This window comes from Sorangium sp. So ce302 (assembly GCF_051530145.1).
Classification (GTDB): Bacteria; Myxococcota_A; Polyangia; order Polyangiales; family Polyangiaceae; genus Sorangium; species Sorangium cellulosum_B.
The window spans coordinates 1,127,841-1,140,037 of sequence record NZ_CP150326.1 but is presented as its reverse complement, the minus strand read 5'-3'; the positions used below and the strand labels follow the sequence as shown (position 1 = coordinate 1,140,037).

At 68.1% G+C, this 12,197-nt stretch carries 12 protein-coding genes and 1 pseudogene; 8 read left to right on the top strand and 5 right to left on the bottom strand.

The window, feature by feature from the left end:
* The first annotated feature begins 486 nt into the window (after window positions 1-486).
* Window positions 487-1,962, top strand: a complete 1,476-nt coding sequence (locus WME73_RS04380) for a glucose/sorbosone family PQQ-dependent dehydrogenase (RefSeq protein WP_437914856.1) — start codon at window positions 487-489, stop codon at window positions 1,960-1,962.
* A 46-nt stretch (window positions 1,963-2,008) separates the two neighbouring features.
* On the opposite strand, the pseudogene WME73_RS04375 reads toward WME73_RS04380, so the two are convergent.
* Window positions 2,009-2,737 (bottom strand): annotated as a pseudogene (locus tag WME73_RS04375) (hydroxylamine reductase); the annotation flags it as partial.
* A gap of 237 nt (window positions 2,738-2,974) precedes the next feature.
* On the opposite strand from WME73_RS04375, the gene WME73_RS04370 reads away from it, so the two are divergent.
* Window positions 2,975-4,672 (top strand): CotH kinase family protein, encoded by a 1,698-nt coding sequence (locus WME73_RS04370; protein WP_437914855.1) that lies wholly within the window; start codon window positions 2,975-2,977, stop codon window positions 4,670-4,672.
* A gap of 58 nt (window positions 4,673-4,730) precedes the next feature.
* Here the strand turns inward: WME73_RS04370 and WME73_RS04365 are convergent, their stop codons facing one another.
* Both WME73_RS04365 and WME73_RS04360 read right to left on the bottom strand, forming a co-directional pair.
* A complete protein-coding gene (locus WME73_RS04365) occupies window positions 4,731-5,153 on the bottom strand; it encodes a DoxX family protein (RefSeq protein WP_437914854.1) in 423 nt (140 codons plus the stop codon).
* 97 nt (window positions 5,154-5,250) lie between these two features.
* Window positions 5,251-6,153, bottom strand: a complete 903-nt coding sequence (locus tag WME73_RS04360) for a LysR family transcriptional regulator (protein WP_437865638.1) — start codon at window positions 6,151-6,153, stop codon at window positions 5,251-5,253.
* Between the two features lie 407 nt (window positions 6,154-6,560).
* Here WME73_RS04360 and WME73_RS04355 point away from each other — a divergent pair, with 407 nt between their 5' ends.
* The gene (locus tag WME73_RS04355) at window positions 6,561-7,931 is read left to right on the top strand and encodes a glycoside hydrolase family 15 protein (RefSeq protein ID WP_437914853.1); all 1,371 of its coding nucleotides are present in this window, start codon (window positions 6,561-6,563) and stop codon (window positions 7,929-7,931) included.
* A 54-nt stretch (window positions 7,932-7,985) separates the two neighbouring features.
* Here WME73_RS04355 and WME73_RS04350 read toward each other — a convergent pair whose 3' ends face one another.
* On the bottom strand, window positions 7,986-8,873 hold the full coding sequence (locus WME73_RS04350) for a transglutaminase-like domain-containing protein (protein WP_437914852.1): 888 nt from the start codon (window positions 8,871-8,873) through the stop codon (window positions 7,986-7,988).
* 335 nt (window positions 8,874-9,208) lie between these two features.
* Between WME73_RS04350 and WME73_RS04345 the strand changes: the two genes are divergently transcribed.
* The 5 genes from WME73_RS04345 to arsN2 are packed head-to-tail and all read left to right on the top strand — an operon-like array spanning window position 9,209 to window position 11,582.
* Window positions 9,209-9,514: an ArsR/SmtB family transcription factor gene (locus WME73_RS04345; RefSeq protein WP_437744266.1), complete on the top strand. Its 306-nt coding sequence runs from the start codon at window positions 9,209-9,211 to the stop codon at window positions 9,512-9,514.
* A 44-nt stretch (window positions 9,515-9,558) separates the two neighbouring features.
* Window positions 9,559-10,035 carry an ArsI/CadI family heavy metal resistance metalloenzyme gene (locus tag WME73_RS04340; protein ID WP_437744265.1) on the top strand — a complete coding sequence of 159 codons (477 nt, stop codon included), beginning with the start codon at window positions 9,559-9,561 and terminating at the stop codon, window positions 10,033-10,035.
* Complete coding sequence (locus WME73_RS04335) at window positions 10,022-10,738, top strand: aquaporin (RefSeq protein WP_437744264.1); 717 nt, start codon at window positions 10,022-10,024, stop codon at window positions 10,736-10,738. The genes WME73_RS04340 and WME73_RS04335 overlap by 14 nt, the downstream gene beginning before the upstream one ends.
* Window positions 10,735-11,145: a low molecular weight phosphatase family protein gene (locus WME73_RS04330; RefSeq protein ID WP_437914851.1), complete on the top strand. Its 411-nt coding sequence runs from the start codon at window positions 10,735-10,737 to the stop codon at window positions 11,143-11,145. The genes WME73_RS04335 and WME73_RS04330 overlap by 4 nt, the downstream gene beginning before the upstream one ends.
* Window positions 11,142-11,582: an arsenic resistance N-acetyltransferase ArsN2 gene (arsN2, locus tag WME73_RS04325; RefSeq protein ID WP_437914850.1), complete on the top strand. Its 441-nt coding sequence runs from the start codon at window positions 11,142-11,144 to the stop codon at window positions 11,580-11,582. The genes WME73_RS04330 and arsN2 overlap by 4 nt, the downstream gene beginning before the upstream one ends.
* A 51-nt stretch (window positions 11,583-11,633) precedes the next feature.
* Here the strand turns inward: arsN2 and WME73_RS04320 are convergent, their stop codons facing one another.
* On the bottom strand, window positions 11,634-12,110 hold the full coding sequence (locus tag WME73_RS04320) for an NAD(P)-dependent alcohol dehydrogenase (protein WP_437914849.1): 477 nt from the start codon (window positions 12,108-12,110) through the stop codon (window positions 11,634-11,636).
* Between the last annotated feature and the right edge of the window lie 87 nt (window positions 12,111-12,197).

The window sequence follows — 12,197 nt, the reverse complement described above, 5'->3', positions numbered from 1 at the left end:
CAAGCAACGCCACGAGAGCGAGCAGGGCGCGCTCCTCGGCGTCCCGGCGGCTCGCCTTCGTCTCGTAAGAGCACCTCCGCCGCGCCACGCGCTGTCAGCGATGGATCGCCCCGACGCTCGCCGCAACGCGCGGTGGCGCCTCCCGCTGGGCTTCGAGCCGACCGGAGAAGCCATGTCCGCGCCAGGAACGACACAGTGGCTCGTTCACGCACAATGTCATCCACCGACATCGCAAATCAACGTTGTCAGTGCGAGCGAGCTCCACATTTGCTATAGTAAAGGCCTTACTCTAATCGGGGAGGGCCCTACCGGATGTCTCGCAATCCCCGGTTGTATGCCGAGATTTTCCCAGCGCGTCCGACACGCCATGGCGCGGTGGGATCTGGTCAGCACCGACACGTGAAAGTCCCTTGATCGAGACAGGGAGGTAGTCCTATGTCGCCCTTTATCTCACGCAAGCTGGCTGTTGTTCTGGCTCAAGTTGGTTTGCTCACCACGGCTTCGTGGAGCCTCACCGGATGTGGCCAGGCGGGTCCCCCGGACGAGCCGCTCGAATCCGATGCTCAGGCCATCGTCGCCGAGGAGGCCGAGGATCCCGGTGACGCCGGGGATGCCGATGAGGTGTGCTCCGGCGAGGAGCCGACCTTCACGTCGCGCGAAATCGTACGGGATCTCTCGTTTCCGATGCGGATCGTCTGGGGACCGGATGACTATCTGTGGCTCACCGAGCGCACAGGGAAGCGGGTCGTGCGCGTGAGGCCGGAGGACGGCCTTCAGAAGACCGCGATCACCATCCCGGAGGCGTTCCAGTCGGGAGGTCAGGACGGGCTGCTGGCCCTGGCGCTGCACCCGGATCTGCTCAAGCACAAAGGGAAGGACTACGTGTACGTGTCCTTCACCTACAACGTCGCGGCAGATCCAGCGGTGGACCGCAGGACGAAGATCCGCCGCTACACGTACAACCGGGTGACCGAGACCCTCGGGAGCCCTGTCGACGTCATCACGGGCCTGCCGGGGAGCGACGATCACAACTCCGCGCGGCTCCTGTTCGGGCCCGATGGGAAGCTCTATTACACCATCGGGGATCAGGGGAACAACCAGTTCGCCAGGATGTGCAACCCGAACCGCGCGCAGGAGCTGCCGACGGCGGCCGAGGTCGCGGCGCAGGACTGGCAGAAATACGTCGGCAAGATCCTGCGCTTGAACGTCGATGGCTCGATCCCGAAGGACAACCCGGAGATCGACGGGGTCCGCAGCCATATCTACTCGTACGGCCATCGCAACGCGCAGGGCCTCACGTTCGGGCGGGGCGGCAAGCTCTACGCGAACGAGCACGGGCCGAAGAGCGACGACGAGCTGAACCTCATCCAGGCCGGCAACAACTATGGCTGGCCGTACGTCGCCGGCTACCAGGACGACCAGGCGTACACGTACGACAACTGGTCGGCCTCGAGCCCGACGCCGTGCAACGAGCTCTTCTGGAGCGACTGGGCTCCTCCCGAGTCCGTGCCGCGGCAGCTGGAGAGCGCCTTCAGCCATCCGGACTTCAAGGAGCCGCTCCTCACCTTCTACACCGTCCCGAGCGACTACGTCTTCTTCGACTGGGCGTGCGGCTTCAGCCAGTACATCTGCTGGCCGACGATCGCGCCCTCCTCGCTCCACTACTACCCTGCCGGGCACGGCATCCGCGGGTGGGATCACTCTCTCCTGATGACCTCCCTCAAGAAGGGCGCCGTGTACCAGGTGAAGCTGAGCCCGAACGGGAAGACCGTGCAGGGCGAGCCGGTCGTCCTCTTCCAGACCACGAACCGGTACCGCGATCTCGCGATGAGCCCGGACCGCAAGACCTTCTACATCATCACGGACACCACGGGGAACACGAGCGGACCGACCGGCGGCGTCACGACGGTCCTGGACAACCCGGGGGCGATCCTCGAGTTCAAGTACACGACATCGCACTGAGCCAACAGACGGCGGGCGCGCCGCGGGCAACCCCGCGCACAGGCGCTCAGGCGCTCGCGGGCGCCCGGTGGAGCTGCAGCAGGTCCATCGACGGCGCCCTGCCGGTCAGCCGGAGATCGTAGCGCTGTGCAGCAGCCGCAGCACGTTCGGCGAGAGGAACGCCGGCAGGCGCGGCCCGAGCACGATGCCCTTCACGCCCAGGCTGAGCAGGGTCAGGAGCACCGCCACGGCCTTCTGCTCGAGCCACGAGAGCACAAGCGTCAGGGGCAGCTGGTTCACCCCGCAGCCGAGCGCCTGGGCGAGCGCGCCGGCCACGCGGAGGGCGCCGTAGGCGTCGTTGCACTGCCCGGTAGGCCTCCTTCGGGAGGAGCACGCAGTTCGAGGTCATCAGGATCGGCCCGGAGAACGCCAGGAACTCGACCTTCTGGTGCTGCCACGCGGAGCCGTAGTGGCCGACGAGGTTCGGGTGGCCCGCGAGCTCCGGATACGCGTGCGCCGGCAGCAGCTCGCCGTGGGTGTACACCCTCACGCCCGTCCCCTCGCACTGCCGGAGCAGCTCGGCGAGGTCCGAGAGATCGTGCCCCGAGACGAGGATCCCCGGCCCCGCCACGGTGCCTTCCCGGACCATCGCCGGCTGCGGCTCGCCGAAGCGCATGCGGTGGCCCTCGTCGAGCATCCTCATCACAAGGAGGTTCACCTGGCCGCACTCCAGGCAGAGCTCGAGGAGCGCCTCGGGGTCGAAGCTCACGTTGGTCAGCGTGGAGAAGAGCGTCTCGGCGGCGAGGTCGTCCTGCCCACGCGACCATGCCACCATTCCAATCCCAGCTGGCGCCGCCTTTACCCCGTGATCTACGTTCACACGCGCCGTCTTACAAGGTGTGAGCTGCTCCCCGCCGAGAGGCACGAGGCAGCTCGAGTCGCCGCGCCCGAAACGGATAGCGCTGCAGCCCTGTGTGTCAGTAGAATGGAGAATCCTTGAACTCTGAATGAGGTCGCAGTGGAAAATCATACCATGGTTAAACGAGGGCGCTTTGCCCGGTTTCACCGCTCCATCTCGCTCGCCCTGATCTCTCTGAGCGTTGCTTGCGGCCAGGGCCAGGAACCGGCTGGCGACGGCAACGGCACCGCGGCGCCGCCCCCGTCCCTGATCGGGGATGTGTCGTTCTCCACGCCTAGCCAGACGTTCAGAGATCAGATCCAGGTGGGGATGTCCACCGCGATCGAGGGGGCAGAGATCCGCTACACGCTGGACGGGCTGCTGCCGACCGCGTCCTCCACGTTGTACACGGGCGAGCCCGTGACCCTCACTGAAACGACGCAGGTCCGCGCGCAAACGTTCGTTGGAGGCGCCGCGAGCGGCGCGGTGAGCACAGGCCTCTACATCGCGCGCACCTTCGACGCGACCTCCGATCTTCCCATCGTGATCATGGACGGTTACGGCATGGGCAAGCCGACCGACAAGGAGGTCTACTTCGACGCGGCGGTGATGATCTGGGAGCCGGTCAACGGCGTCGCGTCGATCGCCTCGCTGCCCACGATGGCGATGCGCGGCGGGTACCACGTGCGCGGTCAGTCGTCGCAGAACTTCCCGCAAACACCGTACAAGCTCGAGCTGTGGGGCAACGACGACAAGGACCTCGACTACCCGGTGCTGGGCATGCCCGCCGACTCGGACTGGGCGCTGATCCCTCCCTACTACGACCGCACGTTGATCCGCAATCCGTTCACCTTCACCCTCGGCCGCGACATGGGGCTCCAGGCGCCACGCGTCGAGTTCGCCGAGGTCTATCTGAACTACGACGCGCGCGTCGTCGGCGAAGCGGATTACCAGGGCATCTACTGGATCTCGGAGACCATCAAGAACAACAAGGTCCGCACCGATCTCAAGGAGCTCAAGGAGACGGACCGGGCACTGCCGGACATCAGCGGCGGCTACATCTTCAAGTTCGACCAGGCGGCCGCCGAGGAGCCGAAGCTCACCTGCACCGGGTCGGATCCCCTCCCGTCGTTCAGCTTCGGCGGCGGCGGGGGTCCCCGCCCCGGCGAGGGCGGCACGTGCTGGATCGATCTCGAGGTCGTGGATCCCGACCCCCTGAACGACGAGCAGACGACCTGGCTGACGCAGTACATCCAGCAGTTCCACGACAGCATCCACCAGACGCCGATCGGCGATTACGCGTCGTACATCGACGTGCCGTCGTTCATCGATTACCTGATCATCAGCGAGCTGACGCTCAACGTGGACGCTTACGTGCGGAGCGCGTATTACTTCAAGGATCGCGATCAGAAGCTCAAGGCCGGGCCGCTGTGGGACTACAACTTCGCGCTCGGCGGGGTGGGCGCCCAGAGCGCGACGCCGCAATCGGAGAACGACACCGGCTGGCGCTTCAGCGGCACGAGGAACGTCAACAACTGGTACCAGAAGCTCACCGCGGATCCGAGCTTCATGGCGCAGGTGAAGGCGCGCTACACGGCGCTTCGCCAGACGCACCTGTCCGACGCCGCGATCGAGCAGCGCATGAACGAGCTGAGCGCGCCGCTCTCGCAGGCCGTGGTCCGCGACTTCGCCAAGTGGCCGGTGTCGAGCGTCATCGAGTCGAGCGAGGGTTTCCTCGGCGGCCCCACGGCGCCGACGTGGGAGGGGCAGCTGCAGGGCATGCGCGACTTCCTGCGGGCCCGACTCGCGTGGATGGACGCCAACTTGCCGTGACGCGGCGCGAGCCGCCGCGCAGATCGCGCGGCCCTTCTCGACCCTGCGCGGCGAGGCGCTAGCCGCGCTGCAGCCGGCTCACGGCGAACGCGCCGTCGCCGAGGAGGGCCTGCGCGCCGAGCGCGATCATCAGGAAGGCGACGTACTCCCAGCCGCCCCCCTGGCCGGCGAACATCCAGCCGTTCGGCAGGTGCACGAGCAGCGCGCCGATCATCACCGGCAGGAGCAAGAGCGAGACAAGGCGCGTCCTGAGCCCGGCGAGGAGCGCCGCGCCGCCGAGCAGCTCCGCGAGAAACACCGGATACGCCGTCCAGCCCGGGAAGCCGCTCGCCGCGAAGAACGCGACGGTGCCCGGCAACGTGAACACGAGCGGCTTGGCGATCGCGTGCGCCAGGAACACGGCGCCCAGCCCGAGGCGCAACATCAGCGCGGCCAGCTCGGCCGAGCGGGGAACGGAGAGGATCGTTTCGACACGGTTCATGGGTGATGCCTCCATGACCCGAGGAGTAAGCCCCGGCGCCGCGCCACGGTAGAGCGCGCCCGGGAACGAATTGTTCTCCGGAGAGAACGATCTGCCGCTACGCCCACGAGATCCCGCGGAATGCGGCCGCCAGGTGCTCGACGAGCCGCCGCACCCGCGCGGGCGGGCGCCGGCCGGCCGCGTGCACCGCGTAGATGCCCATCGGCCGGGGCGCGAACGCGTCGAGCAGCGTGACCAGGCGCCCGGCCGCGAGATCCTCGTCGACCATGAAGCGCGGCAGCACCGCGAGGCCGATCCCGGACACGGCCGCCTCTCGGAGCGCCGTCCCGTTGCTCGCCGTCAGCGGGCCGGAGACGGGGACGGAGATGCGCCCGCCGGCCCCGTAGAAGCGCCACTCGTCCTCGACGCGCAGGTGGAGGTAGCGCAGGCAGTCGTGGCGCAGGAGATCCCCCGGCTGCTCGGGCCGCCCCCGCCGCTCGAGGTAACCCGGCGCGCCGACCACGTGCAGCGCCGTCGTGGCGAGCTGGCGCGCGACAAGGCTCGAGTCCTTGAGCTTCGTGATCCGGATGGCCAGGTCGACGCGCTCCTCCACCAGGTCGACGAGCCGGTCGTTCAGCATGAGCTCGACGTGCGCGCCCGGGCTCGCCCGGAGGAACCGCGCGAGCGGCTCCGCCAGGTACATCTGCGCGAAGCTGACCGGCGCGTTGAGCCGGATGCGGCCCCGGTCGGCGTCGGACGCGCCCCGCACCGCGGCCGCGGCCTCCTCGAGCACACGCGCGCAGCGCGCATAGAGGTTCATGCCGGCGTCCGTGACGGTGAGCTTGCGCGTGGTGCGCACGAGCAGGCGCTCGCCGAGGCGTTCCTCCAGGCGCGCGACCCGGGTGCTCACCATCGACTTCGACACCCCGAGCTCCGCCGCGGCCGCGGTGAACGAGCGGCGCTCCACGACGCGCGCGAAGCACAGCAGGGCGGGCAGATCGTCGAAGAGCGGGTCGACCATGCGCCCACTGTGCGCGGCGGGGCGGATTGTTCGCAACGGCGAACATCCCGGGATCGGCGTCGCCCGCGACGGCCCGGCGAACGCGGTACCGCGCGGCGGGCGGCCGGGGCCGCTCGCGGAGCGCGACGTTCAGAGGAGACCAGGCGACAACGCCGCGACGCTCCGCTGGCCGCGTGACGCGGCGCGCGACCGCCGCACGGCTGCTCTCGACGCGCCGGCGCCACCGGTGGTGGCGTCGCTGCGCGCGCGGCATCCCTGCACGCCAGGGGCAAGCCCCGTGCCCGAGCATGCGAACGGATAGCAACAAGACGGCGTTCGAGCAGGGCCTCCCACACCACGTCGCCGCGATCGCGCGTAGCGCACGGATCGGCGCCCCGCTATAAAGGAACAAACCACGAGGGGGTCCCATGGCCAGTTCATTCGGTTACCTGAGCACGAGCGTCGACGTCTCGTCCGTGTCGTTCGACGCGATCAGCAAGTACATGCAAGTGCTCCTCCTGCGGAACATCGCGACGGGGACCTGGGTCTTCAGCAAGGGCGCGATGCAGTCCGTCAAGGGGTGTGTGCTCGCGTCCCCGTCCCTGCCGGACGACAGGGGTCAGACCGACCAGGACTATGTGCACCACTGGATCCGGGACGCGGCCATCTGCATTCCGGAGGCGCTCGACAACCCGGTCTTCACGGCGCGGACCCTCTGCGAGGATTACACGATGTTCTCGGCGCTGTGCCAGGAGAACGCCGAGCGAGCGAGCAGGTTCGCGCTGGCGTGCTTCCACATCGACGGCACCGTGCGCGACAACTGGACCTCGCAGACGGATGGCCCGGCGCACCGCATCCTGTCCCTGCTCGCCATCGAGGATCGGCTCTCGCTGCAGGCGCTCGCCACGGCCAGGTCCATCATCGAGAAGGACACCCGGTACCTCCTCTCGGCCTACAAGGAGCAGACGCACAACCTCTGGGAGGAGACGGCCGGGTTCAGCTTCTATGCCCGCTCCGTGCAGCGAAAGGCGTTCCTCTCGCTGATCAGCCGCGCCGACGAGCACGGGCTCTCTCCGTACATCAACGACATGTGGGCGGCCGCAGAGTGGCTGGGCAGCCAGATGGCGACGCACCAGGGCACGTACGACGGGCAGCCGTACTACGCGTCCATCACGGGCCCGAACGGCAGGCCCGCCGAAGGCAGGGGAGCGACGCTCAACGTGGATATCGTCATGTCGGCCGTCTACGGCTCGACGAACTGCGCGGACCCGGTGCTGCTCTCGACGGCCGCGCTGGTGCGCGAGGCGTTCGCCCAGGGCGAGCGGCGGTACCGCATCAACGACGCCGATCGGGCGCTGCCTCGGAGCAGGGGGCCGATGATCGGGCGGTACCCCGAGGATACGTACGACGGCAACCTGTCGGATCACGGTCCGGACGCCGGTCACCCGTGGGCGCTCACGACGTGCAACTTCGCGGAGCTCTACTTCATGCTCGCGGCGAAGATCAAGAGCTCCCCCGGCGCCGTGCTCGTGAACGCCACGACGCAGAAGTTCTTCGCGCAGGTGGGCGTGAGCGATCCCGCCGATCCAGACATCGCGGCGAAGCTGATCGACGCGGGCGACAGGATGCTCGAGGCGGTGATCTACCACTCCGATCGCCTCCAGCTGAGCGAGCAGTTCGATCGCGACAACGGGTACGAATGCAGCGTGAGCGATCTGAGCTGGAGTTACGCCGCCTTCCGGAGCGCGGTCAGGGCGCGCGAGGCCGCCGTGGGGGATTTTCCAAGCCGCCACGGGTAGCCGGAGCGCGGCGCGCCCGTACGAGAGGTGCCCGGCGGCGGGGCTCGACGCAGGTCAGGTCAGAGCGTTGTCCTGACGGTTGAGCACGGCGTTGAAGACGACCGCCGGCACCCGCAGGCGCTCGTCGCCCTCGTAGAGCTGGCGCAGCTCGGCGAAGCGCGCGTCGGGCGAGCGGGTGATCGCCGCGAGCCGGTCGAACAGCGCCAGCTGGTCGTCCCGCAGCGGCTCGTCGGGTCCGATCATCGCACCCCAGTCGTCCCACGGCAGCATCTCCATGTTGTTGAGCGCCGCGAGATCGCGCAGGACGTTGCCGCTGATGAACCAGAGCCCGCGCATATCGAACATCCCGAACTTCGACGGATCGGCCTCCCCGGCGCGGCACTGCGCCCAGGCGTCGCCCGCCACCACGAAGCGGTGGCGCGGCACGTCGAGCACATCGAAGTCGGGCTTCAGCGCCGTCCGCTGAACGTCGTCGATCTGCGCGTCGACGAGGACCCAGCGCGCCTCGGCGGCGTTCCAGTGCTCGCAGACCCAGTGGTCCACGAAGTCGCCGGCGTGGAAATAGCCGCCGAAGCCGCAGCGGGCGCGGGCAGGGATCCCCTTGGCGCGCAGAAAGGCCACCAGGAGAACCGTGAAGTCACGGCAGGAGCCGACGAGGCGCGTGTCGAGCGGCCGGGCGGCGGAGAGCGGCCGATCGTCGTGGGCGAGGAGGCGATCCAGCATTCGGTCCGTCGGGCGGAGGTGGGACTCGCCGCGGCGCTCGTCCGAGAGCTCCACGCCGTAGGCCTGCGCCCAGTGCACGTGCAGCAAGAGGCCTTGCACGACGCGCACGAGCGAGGCCACGTCGCCCGGCAGCTCGTCGAACCGGGGCGCGTGCGCGCCGCCGGACGTCATCGCCGCCGGGCGCGTGTAGAAATCGAGGATCTCTCGGGTGGTCGTCATGGTTCGTTCTCCACGAGGTCGGCCGTCCGGGGTGGTGATATCACTCGCGCTGAGGAACTTCACTTAAATGCTGTATGGCGGGAAGTCCTCGGGTTCGCCCTCGACAGACGGCCCGCTGCGCCGTCCAGGGACGTGGGCGCGGCGCGGAGAGCTCAGGCGGCTCGACTGCCCAGCCGAGCCCATGACCACCGAAAAGGCCTCGTCATCGCGCGCTGGGGTTCCCTCGATCCGGACGAACACCGCGCAGGGCGCGGTCCGAACGGCCGCGTCGACTGCTTCGATTTTTTTGGAAGAACCCCCTTGCGCCAGTACTTCTAGATCCGTAGAAGTAGTGCGTGCCCTCGACACTGGCGCGTCACGCTGAACAACTGGCCGCGCTCGGTCACCCCGTCCGCCTCGCGGTTCTGCGCTTCGTGGTGCAAGCCGGCGCCGACGGCGCATCCGCAGGCGAGATCCAGGCGCACATGCACACGCCTGCATCCACGCTGAGCCATCACCTGAAGCGGCTCGTCGACGCCGGCGTTCTAAGGACGCGCGGAGAAGGAACGTTCCACTACTACAGCGCCGACTACGCGGCGCTTCGCGGCCTCACGGACTACATCTGGGAGGACTGCTGCAAGCGCGGGAAGGGTTGCTGCTAATTTTTTTCTCCACTATTTCTAAAAATTTGGAAGGAGTACCCGAGATGAACGTCCTCAAGCCTCACGTTTCGCTGAACATCTCCAACATCGATGCCTCGGTCGCGTTCTACGAGAAGGCATTCGGTGTGCGCGCCGCGAAGCGTCGACCTGGCTACGCCAAGTTCGACCTTGCGTCGCCTGCCCTCAACCTGACGATGCAAGAGGCGCCGCGCACGGGCGTGAACGCGAGCCATTTCGGCATCCAGGTCGCGAGCACCGACGACGTGCTCGAGGCCAAGCGCGCCTTCGAGGCGGCCGAGCTCAAGACCTTCACGGAGGAGAACACCGCGTGTTGCTACGCGGTGCAGGACAAGGTCTGGATCGAGGACCCCGACGGCAACTCGTGGGAGGTGTTCGTGGTGAAGGGCGACGCGGACGTGATGGGAAGCCAGCCTGCGAAGAGCGAGCCTGCGAAGAGCGAGGCGGCGTGCTGCGCGCCTGGCTGCTGCGCGCCCGCGAAGCTCGGCGATGCAGCGCGCTGATCTCACCCGAAGGGCCGTCGCCGAAGCGCTCGGGACGGCCCTCCTTCTCGCGACGGTGGTCGGGTCGGGGATCATGGCGGAGGGCTTGGCCGGTGGCAACGCAGCCATGGCGCTGCTCGCGAACGCGATCGCCACAGGCGCTGCGCTGGTCGCTCTCATCCTGACCCTGGGGCCCATCTCCGGCGCGCACTTCAACCCAGTGGTGACTGTGGCTGACGCTTCGCAGGGCGGCCTTCCTTGGCGCGAGGTGCCACCGTACGTGCTCGCCCAGGTCGCCGGCGCGTTCGCTGGGGTCGCCGCAGCAGACACGATGTTCGATTTGCCGGTCTTCTCCGTGTCGAGGCACGTCCGTACAGGGCTGTCGCAGTGGTTCAGCGAGTTTGTCGCGACGTTCGGCCTGCTTGCGGTGATCTGGGGATGCTCGCGTCGGCGCTCCGAGGCGGTGCCGCTCGCCGTGGGTGCGTATATCACCGCCGCATACTGGTTCACTTCATCGACTTCGTTCGCGAACCCTGCGGTCACCGTCGCCCGCGCCGCGACCGACACGTTCGCCGGCATCCGTCCTATCGACACCCCAGGTTTCATCGTCGCCCAGGTCGCCGGCGCTGCGGCCGCGACAGTGTTCTTCCGCTGGCTGGTGCCAAACCTGCCCCAGCGCGCATCCGATGTCGTCGTTCCACGGGAAGAGGCCCGCACGTCATGACAACCACACCGAAGCTGATCCTCTTTGCCTGCATCCACAATGCGGGCCGATCGCAAGTGGCCGCAGCATGGTTCAACGCCTTGGTCAACCCCTCGCAGGCGCACGCCATCTCCGCCGGCACCGAGCCCGGCTCGCGCGTTCACCCCGAGGTGCGCGAGGTGATGCACCAGGTCGGGATCGACCTGTCGGAGTCGACGCCGCAGAAGCTGACGCACGCGCTCGCAGCGGACGCGTACATGCTGATCACGATGGGCTGCGGCGAAGCTTGTCCGACCGTCCCAGGCGTGCGACGCGACGACTGGCCATTGGAGGATCCGAAGGGAAAGCCGCTGGAGCGCGTCCGTGCCATTCGCGACGAGGTGAAGGCGCGCGTCGAGGCGCTCATCGCGGCTGAGGCGTGGAGTTGAGCGACGCGAAGATCGAGCCGGCTGCGTCGGGCGATCTCGACGTGGTTCGGGGGCTCCTTGTCCGCGCGGAGCTGCCGACGGCTGGCCTGCTCGACCAGTTCCCCGCCGCGTACGTCGTCATCCGGCGCAGCCTGGGGCTCGTCGGCGTAGCTGGGCTCGAGACGTACGGGCGAGTTGGCCTGCTACGCTCCGTGGCCGTGGCGCGGACGCTTCACGGGCAAGGGTTCGGCCGGGCTCTCGTCGCCAACCGCATCGATGCGGCGCGGGTGGAGTCGCTCGAGGCCGTCTACCTGCTGACCACGACCGCTGCGGACTATTTCCGGGCGCTCGGCTTCGCCTCGACGCCGCGCGAGGTGGTTCCAGCCGACCTCGCCGCCTCCCCGGAGTTCGCCGGGGCCTGCCCGACCTCGGCGGCCTGCCTGGTGCTCCGCTTGTGAGGCCAGGAAGCCGCGCAGCTTTAACTCCGGGGTCCGCTCCTCGGGGCGAAGTCAGGCTCGGTCCTCGGACGCCACCGTGATGGCGACGCTCCCCCTCTTGCGTCCCGTGTCGACGCACCGGTGCGCCTCGGCGATCTGCTCCAGCGGATAACACCTGTCGATGACCGGCTTCAGCTTCCCCGCCTCGATGAGCTCTCTCATGAGGACCAGGGCCTCGTTCTTCTCGATCGACGTCGCGCAGACCGCTCTCTTGCCGCCCACGATCGACGTCCAGACGCTCTGAAAAAGGATCGGCAGCGCGACCTGGGTCGAGAGCAACACGCCACCTTCTTTCAACGAGCCCTTGCAGCGCGAGAACGACGTCTTGCCCACGGCGTCGAAGAGGATGTCGTAGTCCTCGCCGCCCTTGGCGAAATCCTCCTTGGTGTAATCAATGTCGGTGTCGGCCCCCAGCGACTTCACCAGCCCCAGGTTCGCGGTGCTGCACACGCCGGTGACCTCCGCCCCGAAGTGCTTTGCGAGCTGCACCGCAGAGGTGCCTATGCTTCCGGAAGCGCCGCCGCCGGCTGCGCGAGATCCGCCCGCTCGCCCGGTGCGGCGCTGGACAGCCAGGCG

Coding starts and splice junctions, on each gene's coding strand:
- WME73_RS04335 (WP_437744264.1), top strand. CDS start 10,022: ATGCAGCGCGCTGATCTCACCCGAAGGGCCGTCGCCGAAGCGCTCGGG.
- WME73_RS04350 (WP_437914852.1), bottom strand. CDS start 8,873: ATGACGACCACCCGAGAGATCCTCGATTTCTACACGCGCCCGGCGGCG.
- WME73_RS04365 (WP_437914854.1), bottom strand. CDS start 5,153: ATGAACCGTGTCGAAACGATCCTCTCCGTTCCCCGCTCGGCCGAGCTG.
- WME73_RS04330 (WP_437914851.1), top strand. CDS start 10,735: ATGACAACCACACCGAAGCTGATCCTCTTTGCCTGCATCCACAATGCG.
- WME73_RS04360 (WP_437865638.1), bottom strand. CDS start 6,153: ATGGTCGACCCGCTCTTCGACGATCTGCCCGCCCTGCTGTGCTTCGCG.
- WME73_RS04370 (WP_437914855.1), top strand. CDS start 2,975: ATGGTTAAACGAGGGCGCTTTGCCCGGTTTCACCGCTCCATCTCGCTC.
- WME73_RS04340 (WP_437744265.1), top strand. CDS start 9,559: ATGAACGTCCTCAAGCCTCACGTTTCGCTGAACATCTCCAACATCGAT.
- WME73_RS04355 (WP_437914853.1), top strand. CDS start 6,561: ATGGCCAGTTCATTCGGTTACCTGAGCACGAGCGTCGACGTCTCGTCC.